This window comes from Nonomuraea sp. NPDC049158, assembly GCF_040648335.1.
Lineage (GTDB): Bacteria > Actinomycetota > Actinomycetes > Streptosporangiales > Streptosporangiaceae > Nonomuraea.
In genome coordinates this window covers 1-16,383 of record NZ_JBEZDM010000073.1, presented here as the reverse complement: position 1 = coordinate 16,383, position 16,383 = coordinate 1, and the positions used below count along the sequence as shown (strand labels likewise).

Sequence of the window (16,383 nt, the reverse complement as noted above, 5' to 3'; positions counted from 1 at the left end):
TACACACGTGTGCGCCGCCCATATCGCTTTTGGTCGGCGGTACCGCCGACGAAAGGCGGGCTAGCGGCGGCGTTCCTGCCTGCCCTGGCACTCCACGCACCGCGCGGCCTCCGGACGGGCCTCCAACCGGCCCTCCGGCACGGGCTTGCCGCAGTCGACGCACCTGCCGTACGTGCCTTCGTCCACCCGCTTGAGCGCCTCGATCACGGCCCCGCGCTGCGCGGTGGCCACGGTGAGCATGGCCTGGGCGCGGTCGGCGTCGGTCAGGTCGGACCCCGCGTCGGCCGCGGAGTGATCGCGGATCGCGGCGGGGTCGCCCTGCAGCACCCCGATCGATCGGTCCAGGTCCGCGAGCATCTTCTCCAGCTGCTTACGAGCGGTCGCGTCGTCCACGGATCCGCACCTCCGGGTAAAGGGGGGCAAGCCGCAGCGGGACTCCCCGGAAGTCCTACCCGGCGCGTTGGGGGGCATGTGTGGCGGTGACTCCGGGTGAACGGATGCATCGCTTTCCCCACCGAATGCCCACTTAGCGTGGCTCTTACACCTTTAGCGGAGAGCGGTTTCCTCCGCTGGAGGCAGGGGTTTGATGAGGTCCGGGCCGTTGTTCCGAACATTGTTGACATCTGTGGACACGGGCACCGCCGTCAGCCGCCCGCTGTCGGCCGGCACCAGCAGCCCCGAAGCCTGCTCGGGGTCGGTGAGCTTGGGATCGAGCCACTCCGCCCAGCGCTCCTGCTCGATCATCATCGGCATCCTGTCATGGATGCGGCCCAGGTCGTCCTCGGCGTCGGTGGTGATGACCGTGCAGGTCACCAGCCACTTGAGTGGATCGTCGTCGTCGCGCGACTTGTCCTTCCAGAACTCGTACAGGCCCGCCATCGCCAGCACCCCGCCGTCCTCCGGGTGGATGAAGTAGGGCTGTTTCTTCTTCTTGTCACCCTCGACCGGCATCCACTCGAAATAGCCGTCGGCCGGCAGCAGGCACCTGCGCTTGGCGAACGCCTGGCGGTAGGACGGCTTCTCGGCCACCGTCTCGATCCTCGCGTTGATCATCCGCGAGCCCACCGACGGGTCCTTCGCCCAGGCCGGCACCAGTCCCCACTTGACGATCCGCAGCTGCCGCACGGCCCGCTCGGCGTCCTTCGGGACCCGGCTGAGGACGGCGTAGACGTTCTTGGTGGGCGCGACGTTGTAGTCGGGCCCGAGCTCCTCGTCGGGGTCACCGTCGAGCTCGACCTGGAACTCCTCCAGCAGCTCGTGCTTCTTGCGCGCCGACGCGTATCTCCCGCACATGTCCCCACACTGCCATGTACGGCCTGCGACCGCATGCGCGGCCGGCCGAGCCGCCGGCAGCCGTGAAGTTCACCCGCGCCAGTATTCTTTGACCATGCCCGCACCGCACTGGCCCGCACCCACCGCGACCGCTCCCGTGGCCGCCTCGATCCGCCTGCCCGGCTCCAAGTCCGTGACCAACCGCGCACTGCTCCTCGCCGCGCTGGCCGACGGCCCCGGCATGGTGCGCCAAGCGCTCCGCAGCCGCGACGCCGACCTCATGGTGGCGGCGCTGCGTGCCCTGGGCGCCACCCTGACATCGGTGCACGAGACCACGGCCGCCGTCGACTGGCAGGTGACCCCTGGCCCGATCCGTGGCGGCGCGAGCATCGACGCGGGCCTGGCGGGCACCGTCATGCGCTTCGTGCCGCCGATGGCCGCTCTGGCCGACGGCCCGGTCGCCTTCGACGGCGACCCGCACGCCCGCAAGCGCCCCATGGGCCCCATCCTCGACGCGCTGCGCGCACTCGGCGCCCGTGTCGACAACGACGCCCTGCCCTTCACCATCCACGGTCCGCTGGCGGGCGGCGAGGTCACGCTCGACGCGTCGGGCTCGTCGCAGTTCGTCTCGGGGCTGCTGCTCACGGCGGCGCGCTTCGAGAAGGGCATCACGATCCGCCATGTCGGCCCGCCCGTGCCCTCGCAGCCGCACATCGAGATGACGATCCAGATGCTCAGGGCGGCCGGGGTGACGGTCGACGACGGCGAGCGCGACATCTGGCGGGTGGAGCCGGGGCCGATCGCGGCCAGGGACGTGGCCGTCGAGCCCGACCTGTCCAACGCGGCGCCCTTCCTGGGCGCGGCTCTAGTCACGGGCGGCACGGTCACCATCCCCGACTGGCCCCGCACGACCACGCAGCCGGGCGACGCCCTGCGCTACCTGCTCACCTCGATGGGCGCCACGGTCCGGCTGTCCCCGGTGGCAGACGAGGCGACAGGCGACGCCGGCTCCCTGACCGTGACCGGCACCGGGCGGATCGAGGGCATCGACGCCGACCTGCGCGAGGTGGGCGAGCTGACGCCGACGATCGCCGCGCTGGCCACACTGGCGAGCTCGCCGTCCCGGATCCGGGGCGTGGCGCACCTGCGCGGCCACGAGACCGACCGCCTGGCCGCCCTGGTCACCGAGATCACCCGGCTGGGCGGCGACGCGGAGGAGACCGACGACGGCCTGCTCATCCGCCCCCGCCCGCTGCACGGCGGCGTCTTCCACAGCTACGACGACCACCGCATGGCCACGGCCGGAGCGGTCATCGGGCTGGCGGTCCCGGACATCAGCGTGGAGAACATCGCGACGACGGCCAAGACGCTCCCGGAGTTCGTCCAGATGTGGACGACCATGCTGGGCGAGCGATGACCATCCCACCGGCCGCTCCTCGCCCCACGGGCACCCGCCCGGCGCGGATGCTCGTGCGGGCGGCCATGCCGGTCGGCATGGTGGGATGGGCACGCGGGCACAACCGACGCGGTGGAGCGGCGCGCGCGTACGATTCCCTGGGCACCCCGCCCGGTGGGGCAACATGTGGACAGGACCGCCAGGGTGGACGGGCGGCGGATGGTGACATGGGGGTAGACCGCTGAGAAAGCGGGAGTACGACGAGGACGACGTACGGGTCAGGCCGGGCAAGGGCTCACGGCCGCGGACCCGGATCCGCCCTGCGCATGAGGACGCCGTGGAGGGGTTCGTGGTCGCCGTCGACCGGGGCCGCTACACCACACTGGTCGAGCCAGAACGAGCCAAGGGATCGGCCCAGAAGCGCAAGCAGCCGGAGCGCCGCCTGGTCACCGCCATGAAGGCGCGCGAGCTCGGCCGCAAGGGCATCGTCGTCGGCGACCGGGTGGCCCTCGTGGGCGACGTCTCGGGCCGCCCCGACGCCCTGGCCAGGGTCGTACGCGTCGAGCCGCGCACGTCGATGCTGCGCCGCTCGGCCGACGACGTCGAGGACACCGACGGCATCGAACGCCCCGTGGTGGCCAACGCCGACCAACTGGTCATCGTGACGGCGCTCGCCGACCCGCCACCCCGGCCGCGCATGATCGACCGGATCCTGGTGGCCGCCTTCGACGCCGAGATCGAGACGCTGCTCTGCCTCACCAAGTCGGACCTGGCGCCGCCCGACGAGCTGGTGGCGATGTACGAGCCGCTCGGGGTGTCGCACGTCGTCGTCCACAAGGGCGGCTCACTGGACCAGCTCCGCGACCACCTCACCGGCCGCCTCAGCGTCATGGTCGGCCACTCGGGCGTGGGCAAGTCGACCCTGGTCAACGCCCTAGTCCCGGCCGCCAACCGCGCGGTCTCCCAGGTCAACGCCGTCACCGGCCGCGGCCGCCACACCTCGACCTCAGCCGTGGCCCTGGAGCTCCCGGAGGGCGGCTGGATCATCGACACCCCCGGCGTACGCAGCTTCGGCCTGGCCCACGTCTCGGTCGAGACGGTCCTCGCCTCCTTCCCGGACCTCATCGAAGGCACGGTCACCTGCCCCAAGGGCTGCACCCACCTGGACGCCGACTGCGCGCTGGACTCCTGGGTGGCGGCCGGGCACGCCGAGCCGGCCCGCCTGGAATCCCTCCGCCGCCTCCTGTCCAGCCGGGAGGGCACTCCGGACGACGGCACCTAAGACCCCGAAAGGCGCACCCCGCAGCGGACGGGACTTACCAGAAATCCAGGGCCGCTCGACTGATGTTCGGGACGTAAGTCACGGTAGCGTGGCTCATCGTGACGGGTTATAACGATGATCTACGTCTGGCGCATGTCATGGCGGACCACGCCGATGACCTGACCATGCGAAGGTTCAAGGCGGTCGATCTCAAGGTCGAGACCAAGCCGGACCTCACGCCGGTCAGCGATGCCGATCGCGCCGTCGAGGAGGCCATTCGCGGCACCCTCCGGCGGGCCCGGCCGCGTGACGCGGTCGTGGGCGAGGAGTTCGGCAAGACGGGCTGGGGCGCCAGGTCCTGGATCATCGACCCGATCGACGGCACCAAGAACTACGTACGCGGCGTGCCCGTGTGGGCGACACTGATCTCGCTGATGGAGTACGGCGAGGTCAAGGTGGGCCTGGTGTCCGCCCCCGCCCTGGGCAAGCGCTGGTGGGCGGCCACCGAGGGCGGCGCCTGGACCGGCAAGAGCCTGACCAAGGCGACCCGGATGCGGGTCTCGTCGGTGTCCGATCTGGAGAACGCGTCCTTCTCCTACTCCAGCTTCGGCGGCTGGGAGAAGATGGGCCGCCTCGACAACTTCCTCGACCTCGGGCGGGCTTGCTGGCGCACCCGGGCCTATGGCGATTTCTGGTCGCACATGATGGTCGCGGAGGGTTCGGTGGAGGTGTCCGCCGAGCCGGAGTTGTCGCCGTGGGACATGGCGGCCCTCACCGTGATCGTCGAGGAGGCCGGCGGCAGATGGACGGACCTCGCGGGCGTCCCCGGACTGGAGGGCGGCAGCATGGTCTGCACCAACGGCCTCCTGCACGACGAGGTCCTCAGACGCCTGAACGCCTCATAGAGCCAGCACCCGCGCCACGGCAGCCAGCAAGCTGTCGCGATATGTCCCACCAAAGAGCACCACGTGGACGAGCAGCGGATGCAGTTGATGCAGCGAGACCCGCTCCCGCCACCCGTCCGCGAGCGGCGTCTCCTCCTGGTAGGCCCCCAGGATCCGATCCAGATAGGGCGCCCCGAACAACGCCAGCATCGCCAGGTCCGTCTCCCGATGCCCGCCGTGCGCCGCCGGGTCGATGAGCACCCCTTGCCCGTCCGACCAGAGCACGTTCCCGCTCCACAGGTCACCGTGGATGCGCGCCGGCGGCTCCGGCGGCCCCGCCACCTCGCCGAACCGCGACACGGCCCGCTCGATGAGCGCCACGTCCCGCGCGGGCAGCCGCGCCTGCCGTACGAAGGGCAGCACCCGGCGGGTGGCGTAGAAGGCCGGCCAGTCGCCGGCGGGTGAGTTGTCCATCGGCAGGTCGGCGATGAAGCCCGGCCAGGGCGCGCCGAAGGCGGGCGCGCCGGCGCGGTGCAGCCGCGCGAGATCGCGCCCGAACCGCTCGGCGGCCGCCGCCGTCGGCGCGGAGGTGTCCACCCACGAGAGCACGAGCCGATCCCGGGAGACCTCGATCACCTCCGGCACGGCGATGGCTTCACCCAGCCACCGCAGTCCTTCCGCCTCGGAGGTGAACACCGGAGAAACGGCCCCTGTCTTGGCGAACACCACGCGCCCGTCGTCGAGCACGCCCCGCTGCAGCCGCCACCCGTGGGAGGCCCCGAGGTCCTCAGTCGATCTCATCGGCGATGTGCTTCGCGACGCCTTCGGAGGCGGCCTCGACCAGCCGCAGCACCTCTTCGAAGCCCTCGTCCCCGCCGTAGTAGGGATCGGGCACCTCGGCGCCGTGCGGCGCGTCGGGGTCGAACGAGCGGAACAGCTCCACCTCCACGCCCTCAGGGGCCATCCGCCGCAGGAACGACAGGTTGTCCCGGTCCATGGCCAGCACCAGGTCGTAGCGGTCGAACCAGCCCGAAGTGAACTGCCTGGCCCGGTGCGCGGAGCCGTCATAGCCGTGGTCGGCCAGCGTCCGCAGAGCCCGCGCGTCCATGGGATCCCCGGCGTGCCAGGCGCCGGTGCCGGCGCTGTCGACGGTCACCCGTTCATCGAGTCCGTGGTCGGTCAGTGTCCTCCTGAGCACGGTCTCCGCCATAGGTGAACGGCAGATGTTCCCCATGCACACCAGGCATACGCGATAGGTCATACCTCCCATCATGAGGGTGACCAGGCCCGTTCACCGTCCGTTCACCCGTGGTAGGGGGATTGAGTCACCTTGGCTGCATAACTTCGTAGCGACTAAGGACCAAGTGGGAGGAACCCAACCGTGAAGTATGCAGGCCGGCTCGCCGCCGTCGCCGTCGTCGGCGCGCTCTCGCTCGCTGCGTGCGGCACAGACAACAACAGCGGCGCTGACGCCACCGCGTCCGCCGGTGCCACCACCGCCGCGGGTAACGACAACGGTCTGAGCGGCACGATCAACGCCGCCGGATCCTCGGCGCAGGCCAACGCGATCGACCAGTGGAAGAAGGACTTCCAGAGCAAGAACCCGGGGGCCAGCCTGAACTACCAGCCCAGCGGTTCCGGCGCGGGCGTTCAGGCCTTCATCCAGGGTACGGTCGCCTTCGCGGGTTCCGACTCGGCCCTCAAGGACGACAAGGGCGAGCCCGCCCAAGCCGACGCCCGGTGCAAGACCGGCAAGGCCATCAACATCCCGATGGTGACCGGCCCGATCGCGGTCGTCTACAACCTCCCGGGCGTCGACGGGCTGCAGCTGTCCCCCAAGACTCTCGGCGGCATCTTCAGCAGCAAGATCACCAAGTGGGACGACGCGGCCATCAAGGCCGACAACCCGCAGGCCAAGCTGCCTTCGACGCCGATCCAGGCTTTCCACCGGGCCGACGAGTCCGGCACCAGCGACAACTTCACCAAGTTCCTCAAGGCCACGGCCGAGTGGCCGTACGAGCCCGCCAAGGCGTGGCCCGCCGAGGCCAAGGGCCAGGGCGCCAAGGGCTCCGACGGCATCGCCTCCTCGGTCAAGGGCGCCGAGGGCTCGATCAGCTACGTCGAGCTGTCGTTCGCCGAGAACTCCCAGCTCCAGAAGGCCAAGGTCGCCAACGGCGCGGGTGAGTTCGTCGAGCTGAACGCCGACAGCGCCGCCAAGACGATCGAGACCGCGGAGATCAAGGGCACGGGCAACGACCTGAAGCTCGGCATCGACTACGCCACCAAGACCGCGGGCGCCTACCCGATCGTCCTGGTGACGTACGAGATCACCTGCGAGAAGGGCCTGCCCGCCGACCAGTCGAAGCTGGTCAAGTCCTTCCTCACCTACACCGCCAGCGACGAGGGCCAGGCCGCGCTGAAGGACCTCGGTTACGCCCCCCTCTCGGGCGATCTCCTGACCAAGGTCCGCACCGCTGTCGAGGCGATCTCCTAGCAGCCGATGACGACCAACGTTCGTACCCGTGACGGCGGATCGGCCACGAGCCGATCCGCCTCGCGGCGCAGCCATGGTGAAGGGCCCTTCCGTTACGCCGCCACCGGCGCGGGCGTCATCCTGCTGGGGATCATGGCGGCCATCGCCGTCTTCCTCATCAGCGAGGCGATCCCCGCCCTGCAGGCGAACAAGGGTCACTTCTTCTCCGAGCTGGTCTGGGACCCGAACGGCAGCCAGGTCTTCGGCATCGCCGCCCTGGCGTTCGGCACCGTGCTCAGCTCGGCCCTCGCGCTCGTCATCGCGACGCCCATCGCGGTCGGCGTGGCGCTGTTCATCTCCCACTACGCGCCCCGCCGCCTGGCCGGGCCGCTCGGCTACCTGATCGACCTGCTCGCGGCCGTCCCCAGTGTGGTGTACGGCCTGTGGGGCGTGGTCTTCCTGGTGCCGCTGCTCAAGACGCCGTCGCAGTGGCTGAACGAGAACCTGGGCTGGTTCCCGCTCTTCGCCGGCGAGGGCGCGATCGGCGGCAAGACCATGATCGCGGGAGCCATCGTCCTGGCGATCATGATCCTGCCGATCATCGCGGCCATCTCCCGCGAGGTCTTCCTCCAGGCTCCCAAGATGAACGAGGAGGCGGCGCTCGCACTCGGCGCCACCCGCTGGGAGATGATCAGGATGGCCGTGCTGCCGTTCGGCCGTCCCGGCGTCATCAGCGCCTCGATGCTCGGCCTCGGCCGGGCGATGGGCGAGACCATCGCGGTCGCGCTGATCTTCCCCGCCACCTTCGACATCAGCTTCGAGATCCTCACCCCGCACGCCAACAGCATCGCGGCGAACATCGCCAACGGCTTCGGTGAGGCCACCCCGATCGGCAGGGGCGCGCTGATCGCCTCCGGCCTGGTGCTGTTCGTCATCACCCTGCTCGTCAACATAGCGGCCCGCATGATCATCAACCGCCGCAAGGAGTACGCGAGGGCCGCCGCATGACCGCGATCCAGCACATCTCGACCAGCCGCCGCATCAAGGACCGCGTCGTCCAGGGGCTGGTCTACCTGGCGTTCGCCCTGGCCGTGGTGCCGCTCGTGTCCGTGCTCTGGCTGGTGATCAAGAACGGCCTTGGGCGCTTCGACCTGGACTTCCTCACGCACTCGATGCGCAACATCGGCGCCCGCGACGCGGGCGGCGGTGCCTACCACGCGATCATCGGCACGCTGGAACAGGTCCTGCTCGCCTCGGTCATCTCCGTCCCCATCGGGCTGCTGACCGCGATCTACCTGGTCGAGTACGGCAACGGCGGCCGGTTGAGCCGGTACATCAGCTTCTTCGTGGACGTCATGACCGGCGTCCCTTCTGTCGTCGCCGGTCTGTTCATCCTGGCGTTCTGGGTCCTGTTCCTGGGCCAGCCGTTCTCCGGGTTCGCCGGGGCACTGGCGCTGTCGATCCTGATGATGCCGACCGTGGTCAGATCGGCCGAGGAGATGCTCCGCCTGGTCCCGAACGACCTGCGCGAAGCCTCGTACGCGCTGGGTGTGGCCAAGTGGCGCACGATCATGAAGGTCGTCCTGCCGACCGCGCTGACCGGCATCATCACCGGCGTCATGCTGGCCGTGGCCAGAGTCGCCGGCGAGACCGCGCCGCTGCTGCTCACCGTGTTCTTCACCGACTCCATCAACAACGACCCGTTCAGCGGGCCGCAGATGGGGCTCCCCCTGTTCGTCTTCGACCAGGCGGGGCGTCCCAACGACACCGCCGTGGATCGGGCCTGGACCGGAGCCCTCACGCTCATCCTGATCGTCATGCTGCTCAACCTGGTCGCGCGCCTGATCGCCCGGTGGCGCGCACCTGCCAGAGGCCGATAAGGGGTAAAGCCACTATGTCTAAGCAGATCCAGGTCTCCGGCCTCGACGCCTACTACGGAGGCCACAAGGCCATCGAGGACGTCTCGATGACCATCGAGCCGCGCTCGATCACCGCGTTCATCGGCCCCTCCGGGTGCGGCAAGTCGACGTTCCTGCGCACGCTCAACCGCATGCACGAGGTCATCCCCGGCGCGCGCGTGGAGGGCAAGGTGCTGCTCGACGGCGAGGACCTGTACGCCTCCAACGTCGAGCCGGTCTCGGTGCGCCGGATGATCGGCATGGTCTTCCAGCGCCCCAACCCGTTCCCCACGATGTCGATCTACGAGAACGTGGCCGCCGGGCTCCGGCTCAACGGCCGCGTCGCCAAGTCGGAGATGGACGGCGTCGTCGAGACGTCGCTGAAGGGCGCCAACCTCTGGAACGAGGTCAAGGACCGCCTCAACAAGCCCGGCGCGGGCCTGTCGGGCGGCCAGCAGCAGCGACTCTGCATCGCCAGGGCCATCGCGGTCCAGCCGCAGGTACTGCTGATGGACGAGCCCTGCTCCGCGCTCGACCCGATCTCCACGCTGGCCATCGAGGACCTGATGGCCAAGCTCAAGGACGACTACACGATCGTGATCGTCACCCACAACATGCAGCAGGCCGCCCGCGTCAGCGACCGGACCGCCTTCTTCAACCTCGCCGAGCAGGGCAAGCCCGGCAAGGTCGTCGAGATGGACGAGACCTCCCGCATGTTCACCAATCCCACCGAGAAGGCGACCGAGGACTACATCACCGGGCGCTTCGGCTGATGATCCACCCGCAGGCGGCATCCAGTGTGAACGGGGACACGAGGACGAAGCCCATCCTGCTCATCGCGGACCCGGACAACGGGGTCGTGGAGGACGTGGCCACCGCCCTCGAACGCGAGGGCGTGTCGGTCACCGGCGTCCCCGACGGCGCCCAGGGCCTGATCCAGGCCGGGGCGCTGCAGCCTGACGTGGTACTCGTGTCGGCCACGCTGCCGGTCATCGGCGCCGTCGACTTCGTACGGGCGGTACGGCTCTCGCGGGCCGTGCCCGTACTGCTCGGCGTCGGTGAGGGGCACGCCGAGCAGGCCGTACAGGCGCTCGCCGCCGGTGCCGTCGCCTGCGTGGCCAGGCCGTACCGGGTGCCGGAGTTATTGCCGTTCATCCACGCGGCCTCCCCGGAGGGCCGCGAGGTGCTGGTCGTGGGCGGCGTCGAACTCGACGCGCAGGCCTACCAGGTACGGGTGGACGGGCGGATCGTGCACCTGCCGCTGCGCGAGTTCGAGCTGCTGCAGTACCTGATGCGCAACGCGAACCGCACGGTCACGCGCGAGCAGATCATGCGGCATGTGTGGCACACGGTGTCCAGCACCTCGACGAACACGATCGCGGTGCACGTCAAGCGGCTGCGAGCCCGGCTGGGCGACGACGAGGACGCGCTGATCCAGACGGTCCGCGGCGTGGGCTACCGCCTGGTCGCCCCCGCCTCCTCCGGCTCTGTGTGACCCTGCTCAGCTCTGTGTACTCTGCGCGGCCCTGTGTGACCCTGTGCAGCCGTTCAGCCTGTGTGACGATGTTCCGCCCCGTTTAACCCCGTTCAGCCCGTGGGACGCCCCATCCGGCCCCGTGTGACCCCCTTCAGGCAGGCGGCCCTGTACGACCCGCACGGTCAGGCGTGGCACGATCGGAAAGATTTCATGATCCGCTCGGCCACGCCCTGAACGGTCGCGATGCCCTGGCCGGTGTCGGCGTTGTTCTCGGTCAGTACAGCCAGTGCGTAGTCATGGCCGTGGCCGTGGACGAGGCCGACGCTGACGACGGCCCAGCGCTTGGTGGACACGCGCTTCAGCCAGCCGTTCTTCAGCGCGACATGGTCGCCCTTGCACTTGGCGGCGCTCACGCCCCAGTTCTGGCCGTCGATCACCTTGCCCATCAGCCTGAGCACCTGCGCACGATCCTTGGCCCGGAGCGGGCTCTTGGCCGACACGAGGGCCTTCATCAGCCGCACCTGGTCTTCTGCCGAGGTGCTGGTGATGCCCCAGCAGTACAGGTCGACGCAGTCGCCGGGAACCCCCTGAGTGTGGCGTAGCCCGTACTTCTTACCTGCCTTCGTGAACCCGGCAGCCCCACCGATGCGCAGCCAGAGACGATCGGCGGCGTGGTTGTCGCTGTAGCGGATCATGAGGTCGGCGTCGTGCCTGGTGGCCTTCGAGAGCTTGTGCCAGGGGGTCTTGAGCAGGAGCGCCATGAGGATCTGCACTTTGGCGGTGCTGGCGGTGATCAGTCGTTCGTTGCGGTGATAACGATAGAGGCGCCCGGTGGTGAGATCTTCGACCATGGCTGTGACGGGCCCCGGACGGCCGGCCAGGTAGCGATCGAGTCGCTTGGTGATCTTCTTGGCCGCGATCGGCGGATCCGGCTTGGGCTTCTTGCGATGCTTCACCGGCGCGGGAGCTTCGACCAGCGCCTGCTGCTGGAGCAGGATCGGGGCCCGCTGATGGAAGGCGGCAGAGCGCTGGACCGGCTCCCGCTGGGGCACCGGCCAGACGGCCAGGAGCAGCAGGACAAGCCCCGCTAAGGCCACGCGAGAGAACCCCCCGACGCCCCTGCCCGCCACCATTGGTGAATTATCACGAATGGTGCTGATGTGACGCTAGTGGCCAGTGGTGCCCAGTTTGACGTTCGAGTCGGCGTTACAGATGCCCCATTCGGCAAGCCCTGTGGGGCGGTCTCACCCCGCGGGGCGGTGTTGTGGGCCTTGTTTCAGCGTCGGTTGCCGCCGTTCGGGCTGGGTACCCCTGGCCTGGTGAGGCGTTCGGGGTCGACGATCTTGTCGTACAGGTCCTCCGCGACGCCGCATTCGAGTGCGGCGTCCTTGAGCGCCAGCCCCTTGTCGAGGGCGTGGTGCGCGATGCGGGCGGCCTGGTCGTAACCGACGACGGGGCTGAGGGCGGTCACCATCATGATCGAGCTGTCGACGTAGCGGTGCAGGGTCTCGGTGTTCAGCCGGGCTCCTTCGACCAGATACGTGCGGAAGTGGTCCATCATGTCGGCCAGGATGCGCGCCGAATGCAGGACGTTCTTGATGATGACCGGGCGGAAGGCGTTCAGCTCGAAGTTGCCCTCGGCGCCCGCCATGGAGACTGCGGTGTCGTTGCCGGTCACCTGAATGGCGACCATCAGCATGGCCTCGGCCTGCGTCGGGTTGACCTTGCCCGGCATGATCGACGAACCCGGTTCGTTGGCCGGCAGGATCAGCTCACGCAGCCCCGTACGTGGCCCGGAGCCGAGCCAGCGCAGGTCGTTCGCGAACTTGAACAGTGGCACGGCCAAGGCGCGCAGCGCCGCCGAGACCCGGACGAGATCGTCGCACGAGGCCTGGGCGGCGAACTTGTTCGGCGCTCCGGTGAAGGGCCGCCCGGTGAGCTCGGCGATCTGCCGGGCCATCTCCGCACCGAACCCCGGCGGCGCATTCAGCCCGGTGCCGACCGCGGTGCCGCCGATCGCCAGCCGGTACAGCCCGGTGCGGGTGCGTTCGAGGTGGTCGATGGCCGCGCCGAGCTGGGCGGCGTAGCCGGACCACTCCTGGCCGACGGTCAGCGGGGTGGCGTCCTCCAGGTGAGTACGCCCGATCTTGACGATGTGCTCCCACTCGCGGCTCTTGGCCTCGGCGCTGTCACGCAGCCGGTCGGCGGCTGGGAGCACGTGTTCGTCGACGGCCTCGGCGGCGGCGAGGTGCATGGCGGTGATGAAGGTGTCGTTGGACGACTGGCCCATGTTCACCTGGTCATTGGGATGGATCGGATCCTTGCTGCCGAGTCGTCCGCCGACGAGCTGGATCGCCCGGTTGGACATCACCTCGTTGACGTTCATGTTGGACTGGGTGCCCGAGCCGGTCTGCCAGACGTATAGCGGGAACTCGCCGTCCAGCTCGCCGCGGATGACCTCGTCGGCGACCCGGCTGATGAGGTCGGCCTGCCAGTGGGGGAGGCGGCCCGCGCGGGCGTTGACGATCGCCGCCGCCTTCTTGATGTAGCCGTAGGCGTGGTAGATGGCCTTGGGCATGCGATCGTCGCCGATGTCGAAGTGGATCAGGGATCGCTGGGTCTGGGCGCCCCAGTAGTGCTCGGCCGGCACCTCCACCTCGCCGAGGGAGTCGCTCTCCGTCCGGGTGCCGGTGTCCGCGAGTCCGATCGGCACGTCCTGGACGCGGGGCGCGCTCACCGCCCGTGCCCATTCCCGTTCGCGTGGACCGGCCGGTAGGTGGGCTGCCACATGGTGTCCTGGACCTGCTGGATCGTGTTGCGCAGGTTGGTGCGGGCGAGGTGCTCCTCGGCCGCCTTGTCGGCGACGGCCACGGCGACCGAGGCGGAGACCTCGCGCAGGTTGTCCACCTGCGGCAGCAGTGACGCGCCGAGGGTCGAGACGTCCACCATGCCGCCCACCGCCTCGGCGGCGGCCTGCAACATGCCGGGACTGACCCGGCGGGCCCGGGCGACGACGACCCCCAGCCCCAGCCCGGGATAGAGCATGGCGTTGTTGGCCTGGGCGATGACGTAGGTGACGCCGTTGTAGGTGATCGGCTCGACCGGGATACCCGTGGCGATCAGCGCCCGGCCGTCGCTCCAGCGGATCAGATCGGCGGGCATCGCCTCGATCCGCTCGGTCGGGTTGGAGATCGGGAAGATGATCGGCCGCTCGACCCCCGCGGCCATCGTGCGCACGATCTGCTCGGTGAACGCGCCATGCATGGTCGAGGTGCCGAGCAGCATGGTCGGCTTGATCCGCTCGACGACCTCGGCCAGCGAGATGCCTGCGGCGTCCTTGGACCAATCGCGCACCTCCGCCCGTGAGCGGGCATAGGGCCGCTGGAAGTCACGCAGGTCCTTCATGTCGTCGATGAGCAGGCCCTGTTTGTCGACCGGCCAGATCCGCCGGGTCGCGCTCTCCGCGTCCAGACCGGCGCGAACCATCGCGTCGCGCAGTTGGTCGGCGATGCCGATGCCGGCGGTGCCGGCGCCGAAGACGACGATCCGCTGCTCGTCCATGGGGGTCGCGGACGCCCGGACGGCGCTGAGCATGGCGGCCAGCACGATCGCTCCGGTGCCCTGCATGTCGTCGTTGAAGGTCGAGAGGCGATCGGTGTACCTCTCCAGGATGCGGCGGGCGTTCGACGGGCCGAAGTCCTCCCAGTGCAGCATCGCGCCGGGGAACATCCGCGACGCCGTCTTCACGTAGGCGTCGATGAAGTCGTCGTAGCGCTTACCCCGCACCCGGGCGTGCCGGTTGCCGATATAACTTGGGTCGTTCAGCAGCGCCTCATTGTCGGTGCCCACGTCCAGGGCGACGGGTACGACCCGGCCGGGGTCGATCCCCGCGGCAGCCGTGTAGACGGCCAGCTTGCCGGCCGCGATGCCGGCCCCGCCGCCCACGCCCCAGTCGCCGATACCCAGGATCTCCTCGGCGTCGGAGGCCACGATCAGATCGACGTCGTCCGGGCCTCGCTGCAGGTTCTGGAACGCCCGCTCAATTCCATCCGGGTCATCGACGGACAGATACACTCCCCGCGGGCGCCGGTACTCATGGCTGTAGCTGCGGATCGCCTCGGCGACGGTGGGGTCGTACACGATGGGCAGCATCTCGCGCAGGTGGTCGCCCAGCAGCCGGTAGTACAGCACCTCGTTCCGGTCGCGGAGGCCCTCTAGGAAGACGTTCTTGAGCAGGTCGGTCGGCTGCGCACGATACTGCGCGTACGACCGGCTCACCTGCTCGTCCAAAGTCTCGACCACCGGCGGCAGCAGGCCCTCCAGGCCCAGGTCGGCCCGCTCCTGCGGCGAGAAGGCCGTGCCCTTGTTCAGCAGCGGCTCACGCAGCACGGCGAGGCCGCGCAGCGACGAGACATAGCTTCCATCGGCCTGCTCGGCGAACATCGGACCTACCAGATCCGGCTTCCTTTTGCCAGGCGACATCAGGATCCCCTTCCAGCGAGGCACCCCTGATCAAGGGTGCGGCTGCCCCTCTCCCGCCCTTCCCCACCACAGCCCAGAGCTGTCCCTTAAATCGTGCAAAATAGATTTACGCGAAGAATGCGGCCTGCTCGGATGGGTCCCTGACGTGGGCATACTCCGTCACATGGACGTCATCGTCCACGCCGCGAGCGGCTCCGTCGATGCGACGCCGGACCGGCTGAAGCAGCTGATCGCCTCGAAAGGGCTGACGCTCAACACCGTCATCGAACACGACGTGGCCACCGCGGCTGCCAGGCTGAGCATGCGGCCCGCCAAGGTTGTGGTCTTCGGCAGCCCGGCCGCAGGAACCCCGATCATGGTCACCACGCCGGTTCGGGTCCGCTCAGGAGTCCGGTTCAGGTCAGGAGTGCGGTTCGGGGCAGGAGTGCGGTTCGGGGCAGGAGTGCGGTTCGGGGTCTTCGAGGGTCGGGATCGTGGGAGAGAGCAGGGTGTCGGCGTGCTCGCTCAGCCGGCCGCGGACGAGCCGGTAGACGCGGAACTCGTTCGGGTGGGCGCCTTCGTCGTCCCAGAGATGGAGCAGCCCGTAGGAGCCGGGCGCGATCTGGCCGATCCGCTGGAACAGCTCGAGGAGAATGTCGCTCCAGCCGCCGTTGTGGTTGGACTGGCCGGCCACATGCAGAGAGGGGACGCCGTTCAGCCAACGCAGATCGATCAGACCGTAGTCGGGGAACTGCGCCAGATAGGCGCGAATCTCCTCCACCTGCCGCTCCAGGAGATCGTCGTAGCCGCCCTCTCCATGAGACCGTCGTAGCGAGGCCGTCCACTCTTCGTCGACGCGCGCCGTCTGTCGGATGGTCACCCACCCGTGGTACTCCATCATCGCCATCTCCTCCGCCGTCTCTCCACCACCTTGGCCTTCCCCAGCGTCTTGGCCGTCGCTCCAGCAGGCCGCGTCGTGCGGACCGAGCCTTCCCGGCCCCAGTTGGCTCCCAGCAGACCGAGGCGGACCACGCCCTGCTGGATTCCAGCCTGCTGCATCGAGCGAGCTCCTGGCCAGAACGGCGCGAGGGCCAGGAACGCAGAAAGCCCGGGAACGCCGCCTGACCCCATAACGCAAAAAAGGGCCCCACGCGTGTGCGTGGAACCCCTTTTCCGCAATCAAAGATTGTCCGGCGGTGACCTACTCTCCCACACCCTCCCGAGTGCAGTACCATCGGCGCTGGGAAGCTTAACTTCCGGG

At 69.1% G+C, this 16,383-nt stretch carries 18 protein-coding genes; 8 read left to right on the top strand and 10 right to left on the bottom strand.

What is annotated here, in order from left to right; all coding sequences use genetic code 11:
- Window positions 1–60 precede the first annotated feature (60 nt).
- Complete coding sequence (locus AB0B61_RS56835) at window positions 61–393, bottom strand: TraR/DksA C4-type zinc finger protein (protein ID WP_358450544.1); 333 nt, start codon at window positions 391–393, stop codon at window positions 61–63.
- Between the two features lie 153 nt (window positions 394–546).
- A complete protein-coding gene (locus AB0B61_RS56830; RefSeq protein ID WP_358450541.1) occupies window positions 547–1,293 on the bottom strand; it encodes an SOS response-associated peptidase in 747 nt (248 codons plus the stop codon).
- A 94-nt stretch (window positions 1,294–1,387) separates the two neighbouring features.
- Here AB0B61_RS56830 and aroA point away from each other — a divergent pair, with 94 nt between their 5' ends.
- The 3 genes from aroA to hisN all read left to right on the top strand — a co-directional run bounded on the left by aroA (window position 1,388) and on the right by hisN (window position 4,834).
- Window positions 1,388–2,689, top strand: a complete 1,302-nt coding sequence (gene aroA, locus AB0B61_RS56825; protein ID WP_358450538.1) for a 3-phosphoshikimate 1-carboxyvinyltransferase — start codon at window positions 1,388–1,390, stop codon at window positions 2,687–2,689.
- Window positions 2,690–2,909: 220 nt separating this feature from the next.
- The gene (rsgA, locus tag AB0B61_RS56820) at window positions 2,910–3,950 is read left to right on the top strand and encodes a ribosome small subunit-dependent GTPase A (RefSeq protein WP_358450547.1); all 1,041 of its coding nucleotides are present in this window, start codon (window positions 2,910–2,912) and stop codon (window positions 3,948–3,950) included.
- A gap of 98 nt (window positions 3,951–4,048) precedes the next feature.
- Window positions 4,049–4,834 carry a histidinol-phosphatase gene (gene hisN / locus AB0B61_RS56815; RefSeq protein ID WP_358450535.1) on the top strand — a complete coding sequence of 262 codons (786 nt, stop codon included), beginning with the start codon at window positions 4,049–4,051 and terminating at the stop codon, window positions 4,832–4,834.
- Here hisN and AB0B61_RS56810 read toward each other — a convergent pair.
- Complete coding sequence (locus AB0B61_RS56810; RefSeq protein WP_358450532.1) at window positions 4,829–5,614, bottom strand: fructosamine kinase family protein; 786 nt, start codon at window positions 5,612–5,614, stop codon at window positions 4,829–4,831. The genes hisN and AB0B61_RS56810 overlap by 6 nt on opposite strands.
- Window positions 5,601–6,074 carry a low molecular weight protein-tyrosine-phosphatase gene (locus AB0B61_RS56805; RefSeq protein WP_358450529.1) on the bottom strand — a complete coding sequence of 158 codons (474 nt, stop codon included), beginning with the start codon at window positions 6,072–6,074 and terminating at the stop codon, window positions 5,601–5,603. Before AB0B61_RS56805 ends, AB0B61_RS56810 begins: the two co-directional genes overlap by 14 nt.
- Window positions 6,075–6,194: 120 nt before the next feature.
- Here AB0B61_RS56805 and pstS point away from each other — a divergent pair, with 120 nt between their 5' ends.
- From pstS to AB0B61_RS56780, 5 genes are read left to right on the top strand one after another with little or no spacing between them, the layout of a single operon-like run.
- On the top strand, window positions 6,195–7,307 hold the full coding sequence (pstS, locus tag AB0B61_RS56800) for a phosphate ABC transporter substrate-binding protein PstS (protein WP_225301822.1): 1,113 nt from the start codon (window positions 6,195–6,197) through the stop codon (window positions 7,305–7,307).
- Between the two features lie 6 nt (window positions 7,308–7,313).
- The gene (gene pstC, locus AB0B61_RS56795; RefSeq protein WP_357643166.1) at window positions 7,314–8,294 is read left to right on the top strand and encodes a phosphate ABC transporter permease subunit PstC; all 981 of its coding nucleotides are present in this window, start codon (window positions 7,314–7,316) and stop codon (window positions 8,292–8,294) included.
- A complete protein-coding gene (gene pstA / locus AB0B61_RS56790) occupies window positions 8,291–9,166 on the top strand; it encodes a phosphate ABC transporter permease PstA (protein WP_358450525.1) in 876 nt (291 codons plus the stop codon). The genes pstC and pstA overlap by 4 nt, the downstream gene beginning before the upstream one ends.
- A gap of 14 nt (window positions 9,167–9,180) precedes the next feature.
- Window positions 9,181–9,957, top strand: coding sequence for a phosphate ABC transporter ATP-binding protein PstB (gene pstB, locus AB0B61_RS56785; protein ID WP_358450522.1), 777 nt, complete (start codon window positions 9,181–9,183; stop codon window positions 9,955–9,957).
- A gap of 26 nt (window positions 9,958–9,983) precedes the next feature.
- Window positions 9,984–10,679, top strand: a complete 696-nt coding sequence (locus AB0B61_RS56780; RefSeq protein WP_358450519.1) for a response regulator transcription factor — start codon at window positions 9,984–9,986, stop codon at window positions 10,677–10,679.
- A 164-nt stretch (window positions 10,680–10,843) separates the two neighbouring features.
- Here AB0B61_RS56780 and AB0B61_RS56775 read toward each other — a convergent pair whose 3' ends face one another.
- From AB0B61_RS56775 to AB0B61_RS56750, 6 genes are all read right to left on the bottom strand, one after another.
- A complete protein-coding gene (locus AB0B61_RS56775; RefSeq protein WP_358450516.1) occupies window positions 10,844–11,758 on the bottom strand; it encodes a serine hydrolase in 915 nt (304 codons plus the stop codon).
- Window positions 11,759–11,937: 179 nt separating this feature from the next.
- Window positions 11,938–13,398 (bottom strand): class II fumarate hydratase, encoded by a 1,461-nt coding sequence (locus AB0B61_RS56770; RefSeq protein WP_358450513.1) that lies wholly within the window; start codon window positions 13,396–13,398, stop codon window positions 11,938–11,940.
- The gene (locus AB0B61_RS56765; protein ID WP_358450510.1) at window positions 13,395–15,143 is read right to left on the bottom strand and encodes an NAD-dependent malic enzyme; all 1,749 of its coding nucleotides are present in this window, start codon (window positions 15,141–15,143) and stop codon (window positions 13,395–13,397) included. The genes AB0B61_RS56770 and AB0B61_RS56765 overlap by 4 nt, the downstream gene beginning before the upstream one ends.
- A 159-nt stretch (window positions 15,144–15,302) precedes the next feature.
- Entirely contained in the window at window positions 15,303–15,500 is a 198-nt protein-coding gene (locus AB0B61_RS56760) for a hypothetical protein (protein ID WP_358450507.1), read from the bottom strand.
- A 43-nt stretch (window positions 15,501–15,543) separates the two neighbouring features.
- Window positions 15,544–16,023 (bottom strand): Imm7 family immunity protein, encoded by a 480-nt coding sequence (locus AB0B61_RS56755; RefSeq protein WP_358450504.1) that lies wholly within the window; start codon window positions 16,021–16,023, stop codon window positions 15,544–15,546.
- Window positions 16,020–16,181, bottom strand: coding sequence for a hypothetical protein (locus AB0B61_RS56750; protein ID WP_358450501.1), 162 nt, complete (start codon window positions 16,179–16,181; stop codon window positions 16,020–16,022). The genes AB0B61_RS56755 and AB0B61_RS56750 overlap by 4 nt, the downstream gene beginning before the upstream one ends.
- Between the last annotated feature and the right edge of the window lie 202 nt (window positions 16,182–16,383).